Source organism: Streptomyces sp. NPDC002886 (genome assembly GCF_042888445.1).
Classification (GTDB): Bacteria; Actinomycetota; Actinomycetes; order Streptomycetales; family Streptomycetaceae; genus Streptomyces.
Genome location: NZ_JBIAPV010000003.1, coordinates 713791 through 736228 on the forward strand (window position 1 = coordinate 713791; position 22438 = coordinate 736228).

General features: G+C 70.3%; 21 protein-coding genes. 9 read left to right on the plus strand and 12 right to left on the minus strand.

Translation table 11 applies throughout. The features are described from left to right. Positions 1-122: 122 nt before the first annotated feature. From ACFYYB_RS15460 to ACFYYB_RS15470, 3 genes are read left to right on the plus strand one after another with little or no spacing between them, the layout of a single operon-like run. On the plus strand, positions 123-647 hold the full coding sequence (locus ACFYYB_RS15460; protein WP_389435732.1) for a PadR family transcriptional regulator: 525 nt from the start codon (positions 123-125) through the stop codon (positions 645-647). Next, a complete protein-coding gene (locus tag ACFYYB_RS15465) occupies positions 644-1330 on the plus strand; it encodes an ABC transporter ATP-binding protein (RefSeq protein WP_327304827.1) in 687 nt (228 codons plus the stop codon). Before ACFYYB_RS15460 ends, ACFYYB_RS15465 begins: the two co-directional genes overlap by 4 nt. Continuing rightward, positions 1327-3780: an ABC transporter permease gene (locus ACFYYB_RS15470; RefSeq protein ID WP_389435733.1), complete on the plus strand. Its 2454-nt coding sequence runs from the start codon at positions 1327-1329 to the stop codon at positions 3778-3780. Before ACFYYB_RS15465 ends, ACFYYB_RS15470 begins: the two co-directional genes overlap by 4 nt. 30 nt (positions 3781-3810) lie before the next feature. On the opposite strand, the gene ACFYYB_RS15475 is transcribed toward ACFYYB_RS15470, so the two are convergent. After that, positions 3811-4770 carry a hydrogen peroxide-inducible genes activator gene (locus tag ACFYYB_RS15475; protein WP_389435734.1) on the minus strand — a complete coding sequence of 320 codons (960 nt, stop codon included), beginning with the start codon at positions 4768-4770 and terminating at the stop codon, positions 3811-3813. A 134-nt stretch (positions 4771-4904) separates the two neighbouring features. Here ACFYYB_RS15475 and ACFYYB_RS15480 point away from each other — a divergent pair, with 134 nt between their 5' ends. Continuing rightward, on the plus strand, positions 4905-5459 hold the full coding sequence (locus tag ACFYYB_RS15480; RefSeq protein WP_389435735.1) for a peroxiredoxin: 555 nt from the start codon (positions 4905-4907) through the stop codon (positions 5457-5459). 4 nt (positions 5460-5463) lie between these two features. After that, positions 5464-6003 (plus strand): alkyl hydroperoxide reductase, encoded by a 540-nt coding sequence (locus tag ACFYYB_RS15485; protein ID WP_389436211.1) that lies wholly within the window; start codon positions 5464-5466, stop codon positions 6001-6003. Between the two features lie 242 nt (positions 6004-6245). Here ACFYYB_RS15485 and ACFYYB_RS15490 read toward each other — a convergent pair whose 3' ends face one another. The 6 genes from ACFYYB_RS15490 to ACFYYB_RS15515 form a co-directional block, all read right to left on the minus strand. After that, on the minus strand, positions 6246-6959 hold the full coding sequence (locus tag ACFYYB_RS15490; protein WP_389435736.1) for a hypothetical protein: 714 nt from the start codon (positions 6957-6959) through the stop codon (positions 6246-6248). Positions 6960-6998: 39 nt separating this feature from the next. Continuing rightward, a complete protein-coding gene (locus ACFYYB_RS15495; RefSeq protein WP_389435737.1) occupies positions 6999-7766 on the minus strand; it encodes a hypothetical protein in 768 nt (255 codons plus the stop codon). Beyond that, the gene (locus tag ACFYYB_RS15500; RefSeq protein ID WP_389435738.1) at positions 7750-9168 is read right to left on the minus strand and encodes an AI-2E family transporter; all 1419 of its coding nucleotides are present in this window, start codon (positions 9166-9168) and stop codon (positions 7750-7752) included. The genes ACFYYB_RS15495 and ACFYYB_RS15500 overlap by 17 nt, the downstream gene beginning before the upstream one ends. A gap of 145 nt (positions 9169-9313) precedes the next feature. Continuing rightward, positions 9314-10027: a transglycosylase SLT domain-containing protein gene (locus ACFYYB_RS15505; RefSeq protein WP_389436212.1), complete on the minus strand. Its 714-nt coding sequence runs from the start codon at positions 10025-10027 to the stop codon at positions 9314-9316. 419 nt (positions 10028-10446) lie between these two features. Continuing rightward, complete coding sequence (locus tag ACFYYB_RS15510; RefSeq protein WP_327304836.1) at positions 10447-11763, minus strand: PhoH family protein; 1317 nt, start codon at positions 11761-11763, stop codon at positions 10447-10449. 418 nt (positions 11764-12181) lie between these two features. Beyond that, positions 12182-12955 carry an isoprenyl transferase gene (locus ACFYYB_RS15515; RefSeq protein ID WP_389435739.1) on the minus strand — a complete coding sequence of 258 codons (774 nt, stop codon included), beginning with the start codon at positions 12953-12955 and terminating at the stop codon, positions 12182-12184. Positions 12956-13093: 138 nt separating this feature from the next. Between ACFYYB_RS15515 and mgrA the strand changes: the two genes are divergently transcribed. From mgrA to ACFYYB_RS15535, 4 genes are all read left to right on the plus strand, one after another. Beyond that, entirely contained in the window at positions 13094-14131 is a 1038-nt protein-coding gene (gene mgrA / locus ACFYYB_RS15520) for an L-glyceraldehyde 3-phosphate reductase (RefSeq protein WP_389435740.1), read from the plus strand. Positions 14132-14460: 329 nt separating this feature from the next. Further along, on the plus strand, positions 14461-14904 hold the full coding sequence (locus ACFYYB_RS15525; protein ID WP_389435741.1) for a DUF192 domain-containing protein: 444 nt from the start codon (positions 14461-14463) through the stop codon (positions 14902-14904). A 59-nt stretch (positions 14905-14963) separates the two neighbouring features. Beyond that, positions 14964-15581 carry an SMI1/KNR4 family protein gene (locus ACFYYB_RS15530; RefSeq protein ID WP_389435742.1) on the plus strand — a complete coding sequence of 206 codons (618 nt, stop codon included), beginning with the start codon at positions 14964-14966 and terminating at the stop codon, positions 15579-15581. 307 nt (positions 15582-15888) lie between these two features. Then, entirely contained in the window at positions 15889-17202 is a 1314-nt protein-coding gene (locus ACFYYB_RS15535; protein ID WP_389435743.1) for an extracellular solute-binding protein, read from the plus strand. 278 nt (positions 17203-17480) lie between these two features. On the opposite strand, the gene ACFYYB_RS15540 is transcribed toward ACFYYB_RS15535, so the two are convergent. The 5 genes from ACFYYB_RS15540 to ACFYYB_RS15560 form a co-directional block, all read right to left on the minus strand. Next, positions 17481-18512 carry a hypothetical protein gene (locus ACFYYB_RS15540; RefSeq protein WP_389435744.1) on the minus strand — a complete coding sequence of 344 codons (1032 nt, stop codon included), beginning with the start codon at positions 18510-18512 and terminating at the stop codon, positions 17481-17483. Beyond that, positions 18502-19623: a DUF3696 domain-containing protein gene (locus ACFYYB_RS15545; protein WP_389435745.1), complete on the minus strand. Its 1122-nt coding sequence runs from the start codon at positions 19621-19623 to the stop codon at positions 18502-18504. Before ACFYYB_RS15545 ends, ACFYYB_RS15540 begins: the two co-directional genes overlap by 11 nt. Further along, positions 19620-20789, minus strand: coding sequence for a DUF262 domain-containing protein (locus tag ACFYYB_RS15550; protein ID WP_389435746.1), 1170 nt, complete (start codon positions 20787-20789; stop codon positions 19620-19622). Before ACFYYB_RS15550 ends, ACFYYB_RS15545 begins: the two co-directional genes overlap by 4 nt. A gap of 94 nt (positions 20790-20883) precedes the next feature. Further along, a complete protein-coding gene (locus tag ACFYYB_RS15555) occupies positions 20884-21507 on the minus strand; it encodes a hypothetical protein (RefSeq protein ID WP_389435747.1) in 624 nt (207 codons plus the stop codon). 92 nt (positions 21508-21599) lie between these two features. Then, entirely contained in the window at positions 21600-22433 is an 834-nt protein-coding gene (locus tag ACFYYB_RS15560) for a polysaccharide deacetylase family protein (RefSeq protein ID WP_389435748.1), read from the minus strand. Positions 22434-22438 lie beyond the last annotated feature (5 nt).

Here is a 22438-nt window from a genome sequence, read left to right on the forward strand (position 1 = left end):
GCCGTCTCCCGCGCGGTCAGGTTCCTTCGAATGGCAGACACTCCGAGGACCGGCGACCGCCTCCCGCCCCTATGCACTGCGCGTATACATCGAGGGTATACACCGCGTGTATAGTCCTCCACATGTCCATCAGTCACGCACTCCTCGGCCTCCTCGAAGCCGGTCCCCGGCACGGCTACGACCTCAAGCGGACCTTCGACGAGAGATTCGGCCACGACAAGCCCCTCGCGTACGGGCAGGTCTACTCGACCATGTCCCGGCTGCTGAAGAACGGCCTGGTCGAGGTCGACGGCGTGGAGAGCGGCGGCGGCCCCGAGCGCAAGCGGTACGCGATCACCGACGCCGGGATCACCGACGTCGAGGGCTGGCTCGCCCAGCCCGAGAAGCCCGAGCCGTACCTGCAGTCGACCCTCTACACGAAGGTCGTGCTCGCCCTCCTCACCGGCCGCAGCGCCCAGGAGCTGCTGGACACCCAGCGCTCCGAACACCTGCGCCTGATGCGCATCCTCACCCAGCGCAAGCGCAAGGGTGACCTCGCCGACCAGCTGGTCTGCGACCACGCCCTGTTCCACCTCGAAGCGGACCTGCGGTGGCTCGAACTCACCGCCGCCCGACTCGACCAGCTCGCCCAGGAGATAGGCCGATGACCCCCGCCGGCACGCTGCTCAGCGCCACGAACCTCCGTAAGACCTACGGATCCACCCACGCCCTCGACGGAGCCGAGTTCTCCATCCACGCGGGCGAGGTCGTCGCGATCATGGGCCCCTCCGGGTCCGGCAAGTCGACCCTGCTGCACTGCCTCGCCGGGATCGTGACTCCCGACTCCGGCACCATCACCTACGCCGGACGCGAGCTCTCCGCCATGAACGACGCCGAGCGCAGCGCCCTGCGCCGCGGCGAGTTCGGCTTCGTCTTCCAGTTCGGCCAGCTCGTCCCCGAGCTCACCTGCGTGGAGAACGTCGCCCTGCCGCTCCGCCTCACCGGCGTGAAGCGCAAGCAGGCCGAACGCACCGCCCTGGAATGGATGGAGCGGCTCCAGGTCGACGACCTCGGCGGCAAGCGCCCCGGCGAGGTCTCCGGCGGCCAGGGGCAGCGCGTCGCCGTCGCCCGCGCCCTGGTCACCAACCCCCGGCTGATCTTCGCCGACGAGCCCACCGGCGCCCTCGACTCCCTCAACGGCGAGCTTGTCATGCAGCTGCTCACCGAGGCCGCCCGGTCCACGAACGCCGCGGTCGTCCTCGTCACGCACGAGACCCGCGTGGCCGCGTACTCCGACCGCGAGATCGTCGTGCGCGACGGCAAGTCCCGCGACATGGAGCGCGCGGTATGAGTCACGAGACCCTCAACACGCAGGACACGCACGGCAAGCACGCCAAGCACGGCGGCCCCGCCGGACCCGGACCCGGCACCGGTGGCCCCGGCAGGCAGGGCGCACTCGCCGTCTGGCTCCGCGACCTGCGCCTCGGTGTCCGCTTCGCCTTCGGCGGCGGCCGCCAGGGCTGGACCCGCACCCTCCTCACCGGCCTGGGCGTCGGCCTCGGCGTCGCCCTGCTGCTCGTCACCAGCGCGGTCCCCAGCGCCCTGGCCGCCCGTGACGCGCGCGCCGCCGCCCGCCAGACCTTCACCTCGCCCACCGCCGAGCAGCCCGGCCGCGACACGCTGCTGATCACCGACGTGAACCAGACCTACCGCGCCTACGGGGTCGACGGCCGGCTCGTGCAGCCCGAGGGCCCGGACGCCCCGCTGCCCCCGGGCGTGAAGAAGTTCCCCGGCGCCGGCGAACTGGTCGTCTCCCCCGCCCTCGACAAGCTGATGAAGACGGACGAGGGGAAGCTGCTGCGCGACCGCCTCGACGGGAAGATCGTCGGGACCATCGGCGAAGCGGGCCTGGTGGGCCCCGGCGACCTCTACTTCTACGCGGGCAGCGACCGGCTCCCCGCGCTCCAGAAGGAGGCGCCGAACTACATCCAGCGGGTCACGACCTTCGAGAACACCCAGGAGAAGGAGGCCCTCGACCCGGTCCTCACCCTCCTCGTGGTGCTCACCTTCGTGGCCCTGCTCATGCCGGTCGCCGTGTTCATCGGCGCCGCCGTCCGCTTCGGCGGCGACCGCCGCGACCGCCGGCTCGCCGCCCTGCGCCTGGTCGGCGCCGACGGCCGGATGGTCCGCCGGATCGCCGCGGGCGAGGCCGCGGCCGGATCGCTGATCGGCCTGGCGCTGGGCGCCGGCTTCTTCCTCGCCGCCCGCCAACTGGCCCCGGCCATGGACCTCTACCAGCGCAGCGTCTTCCCCTCCGACCTCAATCCGGCGCCCTGGCTGGCCGCGCTCATCGCGCTGGCCGTGCCCGCCGCGGCCGTCGCCGTGACCCTGTTCGCCCTGCGCGGCGTCGTCATCGAGCCGCTCGGCGTGGTCCGTACGACGACCCCGGCCAAGCGCCGGATCTGGTGGCGGCTGCTGCTCCCGCTGGCCGGACTCGGCCTGCTGGCCCCGCTGATCGGCAAGGGCAACGACAGCGGACAGTTCAACCAGTGGCAGGTCTCGGGCGGCGTGGTCCTGCTCCTCGTCGGCATCACCGTCCTGCTCCCCTGGGTGCTGGAACGGGTCGTCGGCCGGATCGGCGGCGCGGGCCCCGTCTCCTGGCAGCTGGCCGCCCGCCGGCTCCAGCTCACCAGTGGAAGCTCCGCCCGGCTGGTCAACGGCATCGCCGTCGCGGTCGCCGGAGCCATCGCCCTGCAGATGCTCTTCGCCACCACCGAGGACTCGTACACCCGCGAGACCGGCCACGACCCCTCCCGGGCTTCGATCTCCGTTCTGCAGCGCACCCGCGGCGGCGGCGAGGCCGTCGCCCAGGTGCTGGCCGGGACCAAGGGCGTCACCCAGGCCATCGCGCAGTCCTCGGCCAATGCCGGGCGCAGCCCGGACATGAGCTACTCGGACACGGCGATCTCGGTGACGACCGGCACCTGCGCGGCCCTCAAGGAGTTCGCGGTGCTGCCCTCCTGCAAGGAGGGCGACGCCTTCGTCATCGGCGGCCCCACCCAGTCCGAGGGCATGACCGGCGACAGCGCCAAGCCGGGCGAGAAGCTGTTCGCCGGAAACATCTTCGAAGACAATGAGGACGACCACACCAAGCCGGTCGCCTGGACCGTGCCCGCCGACGCCCGGACCGTGCAGCCCCGCAAGGGCCCCATGGGCGAGACGCTGAGCGGACTGCTGGTCACCCCGGCCGCCGCCCCGCAGGGCATGGGGGGCTACCAGTCCTCCCAGGTCTACGTGAAGCTGGACCCGAAGGTGCCCGACGCGCTGGAGCTGGCCCGCACCGCCGCCTTCAAGGCCGACCCGATGTCCGTCCCCATGACGATCCAGGCCACCGCGGTCAACGACCGCTTCGCCTCCATCCGGACCGGCCTGTTCGTGGGCGCCGCCCTGGTGCTGATGCTGATCGGCGCCAGCCTGCTGGTCTCCCAGCTGGAGCAGCTGCGCGAGCGCAAGCAGCTGCTGTCCGCGCTGGTCGCCTTCGGCACCAAGCGCTCCACGCTCAGCCTCTCCGTGCTGTGGCAGACCGCCATCCCGATCGGTCTGGGCCTGGCCCTGGCCACGGTGGTCGGGCTCGCGCTCGGCATCGTGCTGCTGCAGATGACGGGCTCCACCATCACGATCAACTGGACCGCGGTCCTGGGGATGGTCGGCATCGGCGGTGGCGTGTCCGCCCTGGTGACCCTGCTCAGCCTGCCGCCGCTGCTGCGCCTGATGCGCCCGGACGGGCTGCGCACGGAGTAGCTCCGGATCCGCGAGGCCCGCGCCCGCTCCTCAGTCCGTCAGCCAGACGGGGAGCGGGCGTACGGCTTCGCGCAGGGCGTCGGCCACGGCGCGGAACTCCTCCTCGCGGGCCGTTCCCGTCCGCATGGCCAGCGCGATCCGCCGCGAGGGCGCCGGTTCGGCGAAATAGCCCGTGGCCAGGTGCTCGTTGCGGGCGGTCTCCAGGCGCAGCGCGGTGCGCGGCAGCAGCGTGACGCCGAGTCCCCCGGCGACCAGTTGTACGAGGGTGGACAGCCCGGCGGCGGTCGTGGTGACGTCCGCCCCGGCGACGCGTCCCGCGTCGTGGCAGATGTCGAGGGCCTGGTCGCGCAGGCAGTGCCCTTCGTCGAGCAGGAGCAGCCTCAGACCGCGCAGCTCCTCGCGCGGGATGTCCCTGCGGCCGGCGAGCGGATGGTCGCGCGGCGCGAGCAGGACGAAGTCCTCGTCGAAGAGCGGCAGTTCGGTGACCCCCGGCACCCCGAGCGGTACGGCGAGCAGCAGCAGGTCGAGCCGCCCGCCGGCCAGCCCTTCGAGCAGCGAGGCCGTCTGCTCCTCGTGCACCTGGAGGTCGAGGCGGGGGTAGCGGCGGTGGAAGAGCCCGAGCACGGTCGGCAGCAGGTACGGGGCCACGGTGGGGATCACCCCGAACCGCAGCGCCCCGGTGAAGGGGGCCCGTACCGCCTCGGCCTCCTCCAGCAGCCCGCCCATCGCGTCGAGCACGGCCCGCGCGCGGCCCGCGATCCGTTCCCCCGCGGGCGTGAGCAGCACCTTGCGGGTGGTCCGCTCCAGCAGCCGCACCCCGAGCGCCTCCTCCAGTGCAGACACGGCCCCGGAGAGCGCGGGCTGACTCATCCCGATGGCGGCGGCCGCGTCCCGGAAGTGCAGGTGCTCGGCCACGGCGGCGAAGGCCCTCAGCTGGGCGAGCGTCGCCTGCTTCGTTCCTCTATGGCCCAGGCCATTTCCCACAGTCACTGATAGGTATCTCCGATCACTCGGCACCAGGCTAGCTATTTCTGCAATCAATGCCACTATGTCAGCATGTGAGATACGTCCAACCCCCCGGAAAGCCCCCAAAAGGGTCACTTTCCTCTGCGCAAGGAGAGCACGTGCTCACTGTCGGCGACCAGTTCCCCACCTACGACCTGACCGCCTGCGTCTCGCTGGAGGCCGGAGCCGAGTTCGCGCAGATCGACCACAAGACCTACGAGGGCAAGTGGAAGATCATGTTCTCCTGGCCGCTCGACTTCACCTTCGTGTGCCCGACGGAGATCGCCGCCTTCGGGAAGCTGAACGACGAGTTCGCCGACCGTGACGCCCAGATCCTCGGCTTCTCGCTCGACTCCGAGTACGTCCACCACGCCTGGCGCAAGGACCACGCCGACCTGCGCGACCTGCCCTTCCCGATGATGTCCGACATCAAGCGCGAGCTCTGCGCCGACCTCGGCATCCTCGGTTCGGACGGTCTGCCGATGCGCGCCGTCTTCATCGTGGACCCGAACAACGAGATCCAGTTCTCCATGGTGACCGCCGGTTCCGTCGGCCGGAACCCCAAGGAGGTCCTGCGGGTCCTCGACGCCCTGCAGACCGACGAGCTGTGCCCCTGCAACTGGACCAAGGGCGACAGCACGATCGACGCCGGCGCACTGCTGGCCGGTGAGTGAGCGCATGTCCCTCGACTCCCTCAAGTCCGCCCTGCCGGACTTCGCCAAGGACCTGAAGCTGAACCTCGGCTCGGTCATCGGCAATCAGGACACCCTGACGCAGCAGCAGCTGTGGGGCACCGTCCTGTCCTGCGCCATCGCGGCCCGTTCCCCGCGCGTCCTGGGGGAGCTGGAGCCGGAGGCCAAGGCGGCCCTGTCGCCCGAGGCGTACACCGCCGCGAAGTCCGCCGCCGCGATCATGGCGATGAACAACGTCTTCTACCGCACCCGCCACCTGCTCTCCGACCCGGAGTACGGCACCCTGCGCGCGGGCCTGCGGATGAACGTCATCGGCAACCCCGGTGTGGACAAGGTCGACTTCGAGCTCTGGTGCCTCGCCGTCTCGGCGATCAACGGCTGCGGCCAGTGCCTCGACTCGCACGAGCAGGTCCTGCGCAAGGCCGGCGTGGACCGCGAGTCGGTCCAGGAGGCCTTCAAGATCGCCTCGGTGATCCAGGCCGTGGCCGTCACCCTCGACTCCGAGGCCGTGCTCGCGGGCGTGTGACCCTGCCCCCCCCTGAGCACCGTTCGCACCGCGGGGCCCCGCGACTCCGGTCGCGGGGCCCCGCGCGCGTTCGTGACCTAGGCCGTCTCTTTCGGATCTTGTCGGCCGAGCCCGCGGTGTCTGGTGCCGTGCCTGGGCGTGCTGTCGGGGCGCTCGCGTACTGGGCGTACGTGGTCGCCTCGGCAGTGCGGCCAGGCGCGGCACCAGACGCCGCGGGCCCGGCAAGATCCGAAAGAGACGGCCTAGCGCCTCAGCTTCGTCATCACTGCCCGCATGTCCTCGATCATCGCCGCGTGCATCGCGTCCTCGTCGATGGCGTCCGGCTCGGTCTGGTCCTTGGTCAGCTGGAACCACTGCACGGTGAGGGTGAAGACCGCCCCTCCGTCGAGCACCATGAGCCGCGATCCGTCGTGCGCGTACTGCCGGTCGAGCACCGCCCGGTCGCCGAGGCCCGAGACCACGAGGCTCCCGCTGGTGTCCATCCGGGTCTCCGGCTCCACCCCGGGACCGGTGGCGAACTCCGCCTGCGGGTCGGTCTCCTTGTGCAGCTCGACCAGCAGCTGGGCCCCGTACTGCATGGTCCCCTCCTGGTACTCCGTGGAGACCGCGCAGTACGCCCAGTCCTGCGCGACGGACATTCCGGCACCGCTCCGGCTGCTCTCGAACGCCCGGCCGGCGGCCTGGCCGACCGTCTTGAGCTCGAACTCCTTGCACACGTCCGGGGAGTGCCGGTAGCCGAGGCGCGGCACGTCCGGGAGGAAGCGTTCCTGCACGGCCAGCGTGCCCGCCCAGACCGCCGAGGACAGCACCACCCCGCCCAGCGCCCACAGCCACGGCCTGCGCGTGCCCCGTACGCGCTCCCGCTCCTGCTCGCCCCCGCCCGGGAGGGCCTCGGCGGCCCCCGCCGACCCGGTCGCCGTGTGCCAGTCCCCGTCGATCTCGGGCTCGCCGATCATCCCCGTGTCCCCCGCCCCCGCGCTCCCGCGCCCCCGGAACTACTTGTGCAGCGCCTTCATCAGGCCGTGCATGTCGTCGATCATCGCAGCCTGGACCGCGTCCGAGTCGGGCTTCGGTGGATCTTGCGGGGGCCCGGAGCCGGGGATCGGATTGCCGTCGTCGTCGAACGTGTCCGGGCCGTACGACCACACCGTCACGTCCACGGTGAACACCGCGCCCCCGTCGAGGACGGCGAGCCGCCACGACTGCTCGTACTCGGTCTCCCAGATCAGCGCCCGCTCCCCGAGCCCCGGCACCGACCGCGGCTCCGCGGTGCTCAGGCCGCCCCAGCCCGCGGGCGCGGGATTCGCGCCGAACTCCGGCGCGGGGTCGGTCCGTTTGTGCAGGGACACCGAGGTCTGGATCTGGTACTCCAGCCGGGACCCGCTCTCGGAGGGCTCCCTCGGGATGCTCAGCTGGCAGTACGCCTGGTCCACTCCCGCGTGCTCGAACAGTTTCGGGGTGGGGTTCCACTGGATCACCTCGGCCAGCCGGGCCAGCGTGGGCAGCTTCGCCGCGTCGCACAGACTCGCGGGCAGCCCGTACCGCAGGGGCGGCCGGTCGTCCTGCGGGGCCGCGGCCCACCAGGCGCCCGCCCACAGCACGGAGGCCGTCAGGGCCCCGCCGAGCGCCCACCGCCAGGGACGGCGGCCCGTAGCCGGGGCTCCCCCGTAGTACTCGTACCCCTCAGGCCCCTCCGGCCCCCCAGACCTTTCCGGCCCCGGTATGCCGGACGAGCCGCCGTCGAACTCAGGCTCCGTTATCACCCGTACGTGTCTCCTCCGCCTCGAATGACGTCTGACCCAGGGCCGTCGCCCCGTGCGGCCCGGGGCCGACCGGGGAGAGCCCGTGGTGGAGCTGTTCGCGCGAGTAGGCCCTCAGGTAGCCGACCACGGTGTTGGTGACGGCGACCAGCGGGACGGCGACCACCGCTCCGCCGATGCCGGCGATCATTCCGCCGGCCGCCACCGAGAGCACCACCGCGAGCGGGTGGACCCGTACCGCCCGGCCCAGGATGAAGGGCTGGAGCACGTGGCCTTCGATCTGCTGCACGGCCAGCACCACCAGCAGCACCATCAGCGCGGTGAACGGCCCCTGGGTCACCAGGGCCACGACCACCGCGAGGGCGCCGCTTATCACCGCGCCGACGAGCGGGATGAAGGCGAACAGGAAGATGAAGACGGCGAGCGGCACGGCCATCGTCACGTCGAGGAAGTAGAGCCCGAGGCCGATGAACACGGCGTCGATGAGGGCCACCAGCACCGTGCCGCGCACGTACGCCGTCAGGGTGCGCCAGGCGCGCGGACCGGCGCCGGCGACTCCGGGGCGGGCGGCGGCGGGGAGCAGGCCCAGGGACCAGGTCCAGATGCGCTTGCCGTCGTAGAGCAGGAAGAGCGTGGAGAACATCGCGAGCAGCATGCCCGTCAGGACCTCGACGAGGACCGTGACGCCTTGCAGACCGGCGGAGGTGATCTGCTCGGTGTTGGTGCCGATGGTCTCGCTGAGGTTCTTGGCGATCTCGTTGATCTGCTTCTCGGTCACGTGGAACGGACTGTCCAGCGCGGCGAGTTTGAGGTCGTTGATGCCCTCGCGCAGCCGGGCGGAGAGGTCGTCGAGGTTGTCCATGACCTGCCAGACCACGAACCAGCCGACCAGCCCGATGACCACGAACCCGAGGATCGCGGTGACGGCCGTGGCCAGTCCCCGGGGCATCCCGAGCCGGCGCAGCCGGACCACGAAGGGCTGGAGCAGCGCGGTCACCAGGAGGGCGGCGGCGAAGGCGAGGACGACCAGGCGGACTTCGCTGATGACCCGCATCAGGACCCAGAGCATCCCGGCGAGCAGCAGCAGCCGCCAGCTCGCCTCGGCGGCGACGCGCACGCCCCACGGGATGACGGACACGGGGTCGGGGCGCAGGGGGCCCGCGTGGCCGGCGTGGCCCGCGTGTTCGGCGCCCGGGGACGCGGGCGGCGGGACGGAGGGTGCCGGGGAGGCGGCGGGCGGGGAGGCCGGGGAACCGGGGGCGGCCGGGGCCGCGGCCTGGCCGCGCCCGGGGACCGGCAGGTCGCCGGAGGTCTCGGCCTCGACCTCGGCACGCCGCTCCGCGAGCCGGGCCTCCACGTCGCTCAGCCTGTTGCCGAGCCGGCCGAGCCAGCCTGTCTTCGCCATGTCGTTCCCTTCCCCCCGCCCTGGACCGCGCGTCAGCGCGCCGGGGCACGCCTCGAAAGACCGTACACGCGAGGAGCCCCGCACCGTAGGAACGGTGCGGGGCTCTTCGAGGTTGAGGCGCGCGGGGCGCTCTCGATCCCGCGGCTTAGTAGAAGTTGTTGGCCTGGTGGAAGCTCCAGGCCGCACACGGGCTGCCGTACCGCTTGTTCATGTAGTTCAGGCCCCACTCGATCTGCGTGGCGGGGTTGGTGCGCCAGTCCGCGCCGGCCGAGGCCATCTTCGAACCGGGGAGGGCCTGGACGAGACCGTAGGCGCCCGAGGAGGCGTTCACGGCCCGGTAGTTCCAGGTGGATTCCTGGTTGATGATCTTGGAGAAGCACGACCACTGCCCGGCCGGGACCATCTGCTGGGCGATCGCCTTGACCTGGGCCACCGTGTACGAGGCCTGCGGCGCGAAGGAGGAACCGTCGCGGGAGGTGGAACGGCTGGCGGCCTGCTCCTTCTCCTCGCGCTCCTTCTTCGCCTTCTCGTCCGCGGCCTTCTGCGCGTCGGCCTTCTTCGACTTGGCGTCCGAAGCGGCCTGGATGCGGGCCGCTTCCTCCGCCGAGCGCTTGGCGTCGGCATCGGCGGCGTGGGCGATGGAGTCGGCCTGCTGCGTCAGGGACGCGTTCTGGACCTGCGCCTGCTCGCCGACCGGGATGTCAGTGAGGAGCGTCCCGGACGCGGTCGTCTCGAGATCGTTCGAGGCGGGGTCGCCAGTGGCAACACCCACGACGGCGCCGACGGTGGTGACGGCGGTGGCCGAAGCCACCGCGAATCCCCGAACCGAGATCCGGCTCACACGGTTTCCTTCCAGCAGCGTCCGCAGTGACTGCGCGGGCGCAATAGTGCCCTTGACGCTGGCCTCCATGATGGTGCGGTCACTGGAGGCGCGGGCCCGTGGGCAACTCCCTTGCGGGAGTGCCGCGTGATGCTCCGGGCGGCATACGGCGAACGATTGTGGAGTTAGCGGTGGTGCGCGTATCTCACGGGAGATACAGGTGTGCCGTATGCGGGGCCTGACGGAAAACAGACTCTGCCGGACCCCGACGCCGGAGGGCAATTCATCGTTGCGTGGGAAAGGTCACACCTGGCATGTCGCCGCCGGTTCCGGCAAACCCCTGTGCACGGAGGCGCCGCCCGGCTAGGCTCTCTGGCCTTTGCCGGGCGGCGCCAACTCGCCTTCCCGCTATGGGCGTTTTACCTGTTTTGCGGCCCGTGCGGCCGGCGCGCCGGGCCCTACAGGTTCTCCAGCATCTCGGTGACCAGCGCCGCGATCGGGGAGCGCTCGGACCGCGTCAGCGTGATGTGGGCGAAGAGCGGATGCCCCTTCAGCTTCTCGACCACGGCGACGACTCCGTCGTACCGGCCGACCCGCAGGTTGTCCCGCTGGGCCACGTCGTGGGTGAGAACCACCCGCGAATTGGCCCCGATCCGGGACAGAACGGTCAGCAGGACATTGCGCTCCAGCGACTGCGCCTCGTCCACGATCACGAACGCGTCGTGCAGCGAGCGGCCGCGGATGTGCGTGAGCGGCAGGACCTCCAGCATCCCCCGGTTCAGCACCTCCTCGATGACCGCGCGCCCGGCGACCGCCGAGAGGGTGTCGAACACCGCCTGGGCCCAAGGGCTCATCTTCTCGCCGGCGTCCCCGGGGAGGTAGCCGAGGTCCTGGCCGCCGACCGCGTACAGCGGCCGGAAGACCATCACCTTCTGATGCTGCCTCCGCTCGAGTACGGCCTCCAGCCCCGCGCAGAGCGCCAGCGCCGACTTTCCAGTGCCGGCCCGGCCGCCCATCGAGATGATCCCGATCTCGGGGTCGAGCAGGAGATCGAGGGCGATCCGCTGCTCGGCACTGCGGCCGTGCAGCCCGAAGGCCTCGCGGTCGCCCCGTACGAGCTTCACGTTGCCGTCGGCCGTGACCCGGCCGAGCGCCTTGCCGCGCTCGGACTGGAGGACCAGACCGGTGTGCACGGGAAGTTCCGCGGCCTCCGGTACGTAGAGCCGCTCCTCGGAGAAGAGCAGGTCCACCTGTTCCCCGGAGAGCGCCAGCTCGGTCATGCCGGTCCAGCCGGCATCGGTGATCGCGAGCTCCGCGCGGTACTCCTCGGCCATCAGCCCCACGGAGGAGGCCTTGATGCGCAGGGGAAGATCCTTCGAGACGACCGTGACGTCGTAGCCCTCGGCCTGGAGGTTGCGCGCGACCGCGAGGATCCGCGAATCGTTGTCCCCCAGCCTGAAGCCCGCGGGCAGGACGCTCTGGTCGGAGTGGTTGAGCTCGACGCGCAGGGTGCCGCCCAGATCGCCCAGCGGGATGGGTGCGTCGAGGCGACCATGGAGGACCCGGAACTCGTCGAGCAGCCGCAGGGCCTGACGGGCGAAGTAACCGAGTTCGGGATGGTGCCTCTTTGCCTCCAGCTCGGTGATCACCACGATCGGGAGCACGACCTCGTGCTCGTCGAATCGGGAGATCGCGTTGGGGTCTGCCAGCAGGACGCTGGTGTCGAGGACGTAGGTCCGCCTGTCGGGCAGGCGGCTCTTAGTGCTGGTCACCACGGAAGGACGTACCCCCTCGGAAGAGGTCGGGCCATGAAGACCGGACCGGTCATCGGCACCCCTGCGCGGGCCGACTTCCGGCCCTCCACTCCGTCCGTGCGAGCCGCACGTGCGTCCTGGTGCAAAGGGCCTCCCGGGCGGACGACCCCATGCCGTCCGCTGAGACTCGACACCCGTGGATCGGGCGTCGACCTGCAAGGGATATTCCCCGAATGGGTCCAGCCATGCCATGGCATATGACGGACGCTCGGTGAATCCCTGGTGAAGGCCTCGCGCGGAGGGTCACAGGGGGCGGGCACTGCCGTACGGGAACACGGGTACGGCGCGCCACGGAGGAGTCCGGGCGCGCCGTGAGGTGCCGAGGGGGTGTCAAAGACCCGCAGGTCAGGTGCCGTACGGGTGGGCCCCGGCGGGCGGGTCAGCTGCCGTAGCGCCGGTGGCGGGCGGCGTAGTCGCGCAGGGCGCGCAGGAAGTCGACCTTGCGGAAGGCCGGCCAGAAAACCTCGCAGAAGTAGTACTCGGAGTGCGCGCTCTGCCACAGCATGAATCCGGACAGCCGCTGCTCCCCGCTGGTGCGGATCACCAGGTCCGGGTCGGGCTGGCCGCGCGTGTAGAGGTGCTCCGCGATGTGCTCGATGTCGAGGATCTCGGCGAGCTCCTCGAAGGAGGTGCCCTTCGAGGCGTGCTCCAGCAGCAGCGAGCGGACCGCGTCGGCGATCTCCTGGCGGCCTCCGTAGCCGACGGCGACGTTGACGAGTATCCCGTCGATGTCGCGCGTGGCCTCCTCGGCCTCCTTCAGGACGCTCTGGGTGCCCGCGGGCAGGATGTCGAGGTTGCCGACGTGGTGGACGCGCCAGCGGCCGTCGGAGGCGAGGCCCCGGACGGTGTTCTCGATGATGTTGAGCAGCGGGCGGAGCTCGACTTCGGGCCGGTCGAGGTTGTCCGTGGAGAGCATCCACAGGGTGACGACCTCGACGTCCGTCTCGGTGCACCAGCCCAGCATTTCGGAGATCTTGTCGGCGCCGGCCTGATGCCCCTGCACCGTCGTGCCTCCGGAGGCCTTGGCCCAGCGCCGGTTGCCGTCCAGGATCACGCCGATGTGCTTGGGCGTCTCGTCATGGTCGATGCGGCCTTCCACCCGGCGTGCGTAGAGCCTGTACACAGGACGGCGTACCAGGTCGCGCAGCTTCACGATCTTCCAGCCCCTCCGAGCGATACCCCCGTGCGGAATGCGGTGGTCCCCCCCAAGTCCACAGACCGCCACATTACTGCGCGACGGGATCCGGCATCCAACTCGGTCCTGTCACAAGTCCGTGATAGGGAGGACAACGTGACTGAAAACAATCCCTATCGGGCAGAGCCCTCGCGCTACGACTCCATGGAGTACCGGCGCACCGGCCGCAGCGGCCTCAAGCTCCCCGCGATCTCCCTCGGCCTCTGGCACAACTTCGGCGACGACAAGTCCCTCGGGTCCCAGCGGGCGATCCTGCGCCGGGCCTTCGACCTCGGCGTCACCCACTTCGACCTGGCCAACAACTACGGCCCGCCCCCCGGCTCGGCCGAGCTGAACTTCGGCAAGATCTTCGCGCAGGACTTCGCGTCCCACCGCGAGGAGCTGGTCCTCTCCACCAAGGCCGGCTACCTCATGCACGAGGGGCCGTACGGCGAGTGGGGCAGCCGCAAGTACCTGCTCGGGTCGCTGGACTCCTCGCTCAAGCGGATGGGCGTCGACTACGTCGACATCTTCTACTCCCACCGCTTCGACCCGGAGACCCCGCTGGAGGAGACCATGGGCGCGCTGGCGTCCGCGGTCCAGCAGGGCAAGGCGCTCTACGTGGGCGTGTCCTCGTACACCGCCGAGCAGACCGCCGAGGCGGCCCGGCTGCTGAAGGAGATGGGGATCCGTCCCCTCATCCACCAGCCCTCGTACTCCATGATCAACCGCTGGACGGAGGACGACGGCCTGCTGGACACCCTGGAGGAGGCCGGCATGGGCTGCATCTCCTTCGTACCGCTCGCGCAGGGCCTGCTGACCGGCAAGTACCTCAAGGGCATCCCGGACGGCTCGCGGGCCACGCAGGGCAAGTCCCTCAACCCGGACCTGCTGTCGGACGAGGTCGTGCGCCGGCTCAACGGGCTGAACGAGATCGCGGCGCGGCGCGGGCAGACGCTGGCCCAGCTCGCGCTGAACTGGGTGCTGCGGGACGAGCGGATGACCTCGGCGCTGATCGGCGCGTCGAGCGTGAAGCAGCTCGAGGAAAACGTGGCTTCTCTGGCCGGCGCACCGCTGTCGGACGCGGAGCTGAAGGAGATCGACTCCTTCGCGGTTTCCACCCCCGGCGCCAACATCTGGGCCCAGCGGGGCTGACCTGCGCGTTCGCCCAACCCTGTCCCGAGACTGCGCGGGAACGAAAAACGGGCCGGTCCGTGGGGGGGATACGGACCGGCCCGAGGGGGGGGTTCCACCATAACCCTTCGTAAAGCCTGCTGCGCGCATCACCGCGACACGACTACGCTCCGCAGCCACCCGGGCGCACTCCGCAGAGCCGGGACGGCCCCCACAGGCCTTGTGGGGGCCCGGCACGCGCCCGTACGGAGCAACCTCGTGCCGTCCCTCCCCCGGGGGACCCGGCCGGGTGCACCGGCTTGACGCCGAAGGCCGGATCCGGGGGCGGGACGCACCCTAGGGTGGCCCGCATGGGGAACAGGGAGCGGTGGCACGACGGCCCGGGGACGCTCTACGTCGACCGGGGGCGGGCGGGACGACCGGAGGCGCCGGGGGCGCCCCTGGAGGTGCCGGAGAGGCCCCTGGAGGTGCCGGAGGCGCCCTTGGAGGTGCCGGTGGAGGTGGCGGCCTCCTACCGGGCCCGCACGCGCGGTCTGCTCGGACGGGACGGGATCGACGGGGCGATGCTCCTCACCCCGGCGTCGAGCGTGCACACCTTCCGGATGCGCTTCGCCATCGACGTGGCCCACCTCGACCGCCGGCTCACCGTCATCGCGCTGACCACCATGCCCCCCGGCCGGCTCGGCCTCCCCCGGCTGCGCGCCCGCCACGTCCTGGAAGCCGAGGCCGGAGCCATGGCCGCCTGGGGGCTGCGCGTCGGGTCCCCGCTGCGGGTCCGTCTCACCGGCGGCTAGGCGCCACCCCGCGCCGGCGGTAGGTTGGGGCGGTTGAGCTGGGGTGGCAGGGGAGCGGCATGACCGAGAACGCGCGCGTCAAAGCGCTGGAGCAGATCATGCCGGCGACCCACGGGGCCGACGAGGACATCGACTGGCAGGCGGCCGAGGCCGTCTGGGGCAGCCGGTTCCCCTCCGATTACGTGGCCTTCATGGGCCGCTTCGGCGCGGGCTCCATCAACGGCGAGGCCAGCGTGCTGCTTCCGCTGCCCAAGCCCGGACTCCAGTGGGATCCCGCACAGATGACGGAGGAGACGGGCAACGCCCGCCAGGTCTGGGAGGCGGAGGGCGGCCGGGCCGCCTTGGACGTGGACCCGGAGTCGATCCTCGCCTGGGGCGTCACCGGCGGCTCCGACATCCTGTGCTGGCTGACGACCGACCCCGACCCCGACCGCTGGCCCGTTCTGGTGGTCGGCCGGCACACCGCCGACTCCTTCGCGGTGTACCCGTACGGCATGGCCGAGTTCCTCTACCTGCTGTGCTCCGACGAGTTCGACGTGAGCCCGGTCAGCATCACCTTCTGGGACGGCGGCCACCTCAGCTTCGTGCACTGGCAGAAGGCCCAGCGCCGCTGGCAGGAGGGGCGCAACCCCGAAACGGGCGAGCCCGATCCGTACGCGGGCGACTTCGCGGACTGAGTCCCGCCCGCTCGCCCACACCTTCCTCCCCCACCTACCTCCCCACTCCCCCGACGCCCGTTCCGCCGCCCCTTGGCCGGAAACGGGCGTTTCGGCATGTCTACGCGCGTCCGAATTGTTGATCACATATCGGAAAACACCATTCCGAAATGCCGCAGTTGGAGCATTGACCATAAGTACCGACCCAATGGAACCAACCGCCCTTCCACAGGAGAGAATTCCGGCCAACGGGCCATGGAGGGACACCAAGCCCGGAGCAACTCATAAGTAATAACGCGACTCAAAAGAAAATCAGGGGAACCCACCCGTGCGACGAAGAATCTTCAGCGCGGCCGCCACCACGGTCGTGCTCGGTCTGCTGATACCGCTGGCCGGCTGCGGCGGCCCCGGCGGAAGCGCTGATGACGACGGCACCCTCCGCCTCGTCGCCGCCGAATACGGCGACACCTCGACCAACAGTTCCAAGGATTTCTGGGACAAGGTGACGGACGATTTCACCGCCTCGAACCCCGGCATCAAGGTCCAGGTCGAGATCCTGCCGTGGGCCGACATCGACCGCGAAGTCTCGCGCATGGTCAAGGCCGGCAACGCCCCGGACATGGCCCTCATGGGCGGCTACTCGGACTTCGCGGCGCAGGGGAAGCTCTATTCCGCGCCCGAGCTCCTCTCGGTCAGCGCCGAGGCGAACTTCCTCCAGCCCCTCGCCGACGCCGGCTCCGTCCGCAACACCCTCTACGGCCTGCCCTTCGTGGCGAGCAGCCGTCTCCTCTTCTACAACGAGAAGCTGCTCACCGACGCCGGGGTCATCCCGAAGGACTCCAAGAACGGCTGGCAGCCCAAGACCTGGCTGGACCTGAAGGCCGCGGCCGTGGCGCTCAAGGCCAAGGGCGTGAAGACGCCGTTCGCCCTGCCCCTGGGCCCCGAAGAGGCGCACGCCGAGGCGATGATCTGGGAGCTCAGCAACGGCGGCGGCTACGCCGACAACAGCGGCAACTACAGCCTGGCGTCCGAGCAGAACATCATGACCTTCAAGTGGATCAAGCAGCACCTGGTCGCCCCCGGGCTGCTCGGTCCCACGCCCCCGTCCCAGCTCAACCGCGCCGACGCCTTCGCCGCCTTCGCGAACGGCGAGGTCGGCATGCTCAACGGCTACCCCCAGCTCGCCCACGAGGCGCGCAACAAGGGGATCAAGGTCGGCGCCGTCGCCATGCCCGTCTCGGACACGCTGAACACCGGACAGGCCCCGCCGAACGTGGGCGTGGCCGACTGGATGATGGCCTTCAAGCAGAACGGCCACCGCGACGAGATCGGCAAGTTCCTGGACTTCGTCTACAGGGACAAGAACCTGTCGGACTTCGCCGGGCGCTACCACCTGCTGCCGTCCACCGTCTCGGCCTCCCGCACCATGGCCGGTTCCTCGGGCATGGACGAGAACGACCAGCAGTTCCTGAACGCCCTGCGCGGTGCGCAGCTCTACCCGGTCAACGACCCGTCCTGGGTGATCATCAGCGACACCATCAAGCGCAACATCGGCCGCGCCGTCGACCCCTCCGGCGACCCGAAGGCCGTCCTGGAGGAGATCGCCGCCAAGGCGAACGAGGCCAAGAAGGCGGCGCGCTGACCCGGCGCCCCGCCGACGCCACCTTGCGCCCCACCGGCGCGACCCGGCTCCCCGCCGACGCGGAAGTCCCCCCGAAGGCCCCTGCAGAAAGGGACCTTCGCCCCCTGCCGCACCCCACCCCGGGCGGCATCATGGCTGGTACGGCTTTGATCCAAGGCCGAGGCCCAGTCGCCCGCAAGCGCCCACAAGGCGCGCGGGGCGGCCGGCCCCACCTCGCGCGGGGAAGCCGATCCCACTCGGCACCGTCGGGCGGACAGCTCGTACCGGCGGCCTCTCGATCAGGTCGGTAGGTGCTCCGCGAAGACCCCGATGAGTATCCGGTCGCCGTATGCGGCGATCGGTAGCGAGAAATGGACCCTATCGCGGTCCCAGAGCCGCTTGCCGTGCCACTCGCACCGGTAGGTGCCGCTGTTGTACTCGACGTTGCGCTGTTCCCACGCCTTCGCGTTCTTCTTCGTGTTCGCACTCTCGGGTGAAATGTCCAGACCCTGCGCGGCGAACCTGCGGACGACCTGCGTCTGGTCGCCACCGCATTCGGCCAGTGTCCTGGTGAAGTGGTCGTCGAGCGCTCCGAGCAACTTCACGAGCCAGGGGAGGACTTCGGGATAGTCCCCCTTGAAGTGGTGCAGCCGCAGGGAGTCCGCGAAGAGCAACCGGGGGAAGGCCTGCCCGGTGAAGGTGAAGAAGCGCTCGGCCGGAACGCTCTCGTGGGTGAGGAGGCGGCGCCAGAAGACCGGTATGTCATCGGCCAGGCGCAGGACGTGCACCGTCACCTCGTCCTGGCCTGCCTCAGTCGTCCGCGTGACGGTGATCCATCCGGACGGCCAGTCGGGCTCCTTGGCATGCGAACCCACAAGACAGGACATGGCGCGGCCCTCTGCTGCCCGGGCCAGGGCGTGGGCCGCACCCCAGGACGGTTCCCGCCATTCACCGTCGGGCACCCGGACCGGCTGTGGAAGATCCGCCTCGCCCGGTTTCACGCACCGACACTTGCTCACCAGTTGCTGCAGACGGGCCCGCTTGTCCCGGGGAAGGCCGCCGTCCGGGGAGTACAGGGCGTCCATCAGCGTGACCGAGGGCCGGCACTCGACGTCGTACGCCGGCTCCATGAAGGCTGCCGAACGGCCGTCAGCGAACGGCTGGAGTGCCTGTGCCAGGGCGTTCAGCGCGTCCTGCAGGCCGGAGTCCGTCAGTTCGCGCCAGTCGAAGCACTCGTCCGCGATCACGACCCGGTAGTCGCCGTCGCCGTCGGGGGCGGCGACGGTACCCGACGGCGCCTGCTGGTCTTCCCCTCCGTTCCTACCTGCCACGTTGGGCACGGGCCAGTCCCCCAAGGTCGGTCTCGATCTGATCGAAGAAGCCATGGGGCCAGTAGCTGAGCTCGCCCTTGTCGTTGATGTCGATGGGCAGGGCACGGTCGTGATCGAAGTAGTGGGTGATCATGTCCGCTGCCGGGAGAGAGCGGTCCTGCGCGACGGCGAGGCGGATTCCGTTGAGAACGTGGTCGCTGTGCGTCTCCACCACGACCTGCACCCCGCTGCCCGCCACCCGCGCGAGGAACCGGCCGAGCCGGGACTGTCCCGCCGGGTGCAGATGCGCCTCGGGGTTCTCCACGATCAGGAGGTCGCCCGGCTCGGTGAGCAGCCCCGCGACGATGACCGGCAGGGCGTAGGAGATACCGAAACCGGTGTTGGCGGGGCGGATCTCCTCACCGCTCAGGCCCGGCTCGCCGAACCGGATCGTCGTGGCCATGATCCCCACGGCCACCCGTGCGGTGATCCGTAGCGGACGGATGATCTCCGACGCCCACGACTCCGCCTGGACCCTCAGCTGCGGTCCGGCGGCCTCCGTGTGGGACAACGCTCTCCGGACCGCCCTTCGCGTACCTACCGCGCGTGACTCGCGCAGTGCCAGCACTTGTGCGGTGAACTCGCCCCGCACCCCGACGCCGATCCGGTCGGGTTCCTCAGCGGACACCGACAGCGTGTCGCGGGGGCCCAGACGTTCGGCGCACAGGTAGGTGAAGGCGGGGTCCGCGACGGCCGGCCCGATACCGGGGACGTGCGCCACCGGCAACCGCCGCACATCGAGGTGCAGCGCCTGTTCGGCGTCGGGCAGCCCGAAGCCGTACACCCAGGACTCACCACCCCGGCCGCCCAGCCGCACGGTGATCTCCCGGGCGTCGGTCGTCCAGTTCAGTACGTCCCGGGCCTCGCCGAGGGCCAGCCCGAGCGGACCGTTCAGCCGGACCGTCCCCCCGGGCGCCGTGCCTGACGTGGCTGCCAGCCTCGCCAGTAGCAGTGCCTGGATCACGGTGCTCTTGCCACCGCCGTTGACGCCGGTCAGGACGGTCAACGGGCGCAGGCCGAACGACTCGGACTCGAATCGTTTGAAGCCCCGGATCTCCAGCGAGGTGATCACAGCCCGGCTTCCGCATCCGCCACGGCGGCCTTGAACCGGTAGTCCACCCGGAACCGGTCGGCGGTGGAGGACGTGATGGAGTTGAGGTAGGTGACATCGGTGGTCATCCGCTCACGGGCCGCCTTCACGATGGCCACGCGACGCTCGCGCAGGTCGGCGGCCGTGCAGTCCGGGTCGGCCAGGGCCATGGACCAGCTCTCGAACATGGCGCGGTTGATCGGACGGCGGTAGTCGTCGCCGTTCGGCCATTTACGGAAGGCGTGCTCGCCGAAGACGAGGTACGCGTGTGCCATCGCTTGCTCGAAGGCCGCCTCGAGCTCCGCCACCTGGCTGTCCGGGACCTGCTTCGGATCGTCGAGCATCTCGGTCGCGTCCATCAGGAACTGCTCCATGATGGGTCGGTCCTGGTAGGCCGAGACCCCCTTCAGCCAGAACGCGGCGAACCGCAGGGCCATCTCCCGGTCGTTCATCCGGATGTGGTTGGTGAGGCGGCCCCCGGTGGCCTTGTTGAAGGCAGGCGTGTGGGTCATCCGGTGGAGGACGTCCCGGCTGCGCGGACTGCTCATGCAGTGCCGGATCTCCTGGGCGTTCAGCGGGGTTCCACCGGTGTTGATCCGCTTGAAGATCTCGTAGGTGACCCCACGCGGCGTGGTCGGGTCGATCACGTTGACGATCAGCTGGGTGTTGTTGATCCGCCGCTGGGACGGCACGGGCAGATCACTGAACCTCAGGTCCTTGAGATCGTTCAGGTGTTCTAGCTTTCCGAGGGCGAAGCCGTCCTCTCCGCCCCGGACAAACGCGTGCAGCGTGGACAGCCGCTGAAGCCCGTCCACGACGCGGAAGGACCCGTCCGTGTCCTCCGCGAAGTAGAACGCGGGCAGCGGAATCTGGAGCAGCAGCGACTCGACCAACAGCGACTTCTGGTCCGTCCGCCAGACCTGCAACCGCTGGAAGTCCGGCGCAAGCTCGATAGAGCCCTCGTCGATCTGGTCGAGGATGTTGCGCAGCGAGAACTGGCTGGTGTTCACACGGATCTGGTCCGGATTCCAAGGTCGCTGGATCCGGATCGTGTCGTCGCCGGGGTCCTCGACCTCGATGCCCGTGGCGTGTCCGTCGAACACGTCCTCCACCACGTCCGGGGTCATCTGCATGCCGTCCATAGCCATGCGGGCAATCCTATGGGCGGGCGGGCGGCCAGGGGGTTCCCGTGGGAATTTCCGCTCCTCTCCCTACCCGGAGGCCGGCCGCCACGGCCGTCGATCAGCTCGCGCCCTGGTTCTTCGGCGTGAACGCCACGCGGTACTGCTCGCAGCTGGAGTCCCACGGCAGGGACCCGGTGAGCGTGCCGTAGCCGGTGCGGGTGACCGACCACTCCACCGTGTAGGTCCCGGTGTCGCACTTGATGCGCTTGCCGCCCGGGATCTTCGTACGGCCCGTCGCGGGCCGGTTCTTGAGCTCCTGGTGCACCTGGGCCACCTCGGCGCGCCGGGAGTCGCGCAGGACCGCGTGCAGGACGAGCACCTGCTTGCCGTCCTTCGTCGTCAGCACCTTCTTGACACCCTGCGAATCCGCCACCGACCACGCGAACTCGTACCCGGGCTCCCAGGCCAGGGTCTTGGGATCGCCGATCTTGCGCTCGTACTCCTCGGCGCCCTTGGGGCCGGGGCGGGTGATCGTCTTGTACTGGACGGACGGGTGGAAGCGGAACTGCGCCTCCACCTTGTGCATGTCGTCCTTGGTCCACATCGACTTCATCGACTTCTCCCCGCCGCTCGGATCCTGGAGGTACGTACCCTCCGCGGCGGTGGCCGCGCCCGAGAGGGCCGGGGCGAGGGCCGCCGCGGCGGCGGCGAGGACGAGGGCGGCGGTGCGGGTGCGGTTCATGCCCGGACCAACGGGACCCTCCGGCGGGCCGGAACGACGCCGGGCGCCCTTTCACCCGTACGGGATCCGGCCGGACGGTGGTGGACCGCGGGTCAGGCGCTGGGGCCGGTGACCACGGGGAAGCCGGTGGGCCGGCCCTGCTCCTTCAGCCAGGCGAGCACTTGGTCGAGTGCCGCGACGCTCTGGGTGCGGTCGCCGCCGCCGTCGTGGAAGAGGATGGTCGGGCCGTTGCCGATCTCGGCCTTGACCGTGCCCACGATCGCGGCGACGCCGGGCTTGCTGAAGTCCTTGGTGTCGATGTTCCAGCCGAGCGGGCGCATGCCGTTGGCGGCGGCCAGGGCCCGGCTCTCGGGGGTGAACGCGCCGCCGGGGGCCCGGTAGTACTCCACCTTGGCCCCGCCGCCCGCGGCGTCCTCGATCTGCTTCTTCGCGTCGAGGATCTGCTGCCGCTGGTAGGCCGGGGGCTTCTTGTCCATCCCGGTGTTGTGGTCCATGGTGTGGTCGCAGAGCCGGTGCCCGTCGGCGACGACCTTCTTGACCAGGTCCGGGTGGTCCTTGGCCTGCGGTCCGATCATGCAGAAGACCGCCTTCACGTCGTACTTCTTCAGCACCTCCAGCACCTTCGGGGTCCACTTGGGGTCGGGCCCGTCGTCGATGGTGATGTTGACCGCGTCGCCGCCGCTCTCCGACGCGTGGGCTATGCCGTCCGGGACCCGCCCGCCCGGTTCCCCGGGGGCCTGGGGATCGCCGTCGCCGCCCTTGGCGGGGTCGTCGGTCTGCCGGGACACGTTCTGGTGGTTGGTCTCGTGCCCCGGGTCGACGACCGCCGTCACCCCCCAGGCGGTCGCGGCCACCGCCGCCACCGCCGCGGCGACGGCGATCCGTGCCTTCGTCCCCTGCATCCGCTGCATCCGCGTGCGCGCCATGAACC

Coding starts and splice junctions, on each gene's coding strand:
- ACFYYB_RS15490 (WP_389435736.1), bottom strand. CDS start 6,959: ATGATCGGCGAGCCCGAGATCGACGGGGACTGGCACACGGCGACCGGG.
- ACFYYB_RS15460 (WP_389435732.1), top strand. CDS start 123: ATGTCCATCAGTCACGCACTCCTCGGCCTCCTCGAAGCCGGTCCCCGG.
- ACFYYB_RS15550 (WP_389435746.1), bottom strand. CDS start 20,789: ATGGCTATGGACGGCATGCAGATGACCCCGGACGTGGTGGAGGACGTG.
- ACFYYB_RS15555 (WP_389435747.1), bottom strand. CDS start 21,507: ATGAACCGCACCCGCACCGCCGCCCTCGTCCTCGCCGCCGCCGCGGCG.
- ACFYYB_RS15465 (WP_327304827.1), top strand. CDS start 644: ATGACCCCCGCCGGCACGCTGCTCAGCGCCACGAACCTCCGTAAGACC.
- ACFYYB_RS15530 (WP_389435742.1), top strand. CDS start 14,964: ATGACCGAGAACGCGCGCGTCAAAGCGCTGGAGCAGATCATGCCGGCG.
- ACFYYB_RS15500 (WP_389435738.1), bottom strand. CDS start 9,168: ATGGCGAAGACAGGCTGGCTCGGCCGGCTCGGCAACAGGCTGAGCGAC.
- ACFYYB_RS15560 (WP_389435748.1), bottom strand. CDS start 22,433: ATGGCGCGCACGCGGATGCAGCGGATGCAGGGGACGAAGGCACGGATC.
- ACFYYB_RS15485 (WP_389436211.1), top strand. CDS start 5,464: ATGTCCCTCGACTCCCTCAAGTCCGCCCTGCCGGACTTCGCCAAGGAC.
- ACFYYB_RS15470 (WP_389435733.1), top strand. CDS start 1,327: ATGAGTCACGAGACCCTCAACACGCAGGACACGCACGGCAAGCACGCC.
- ACFYYB_RS15525 (WP_389435741.1), top strand. CDS start 14,461: ATGGGGAACAGGGAGCGGTGGCACGACGGCCCGGGGACGCTCTACGTC.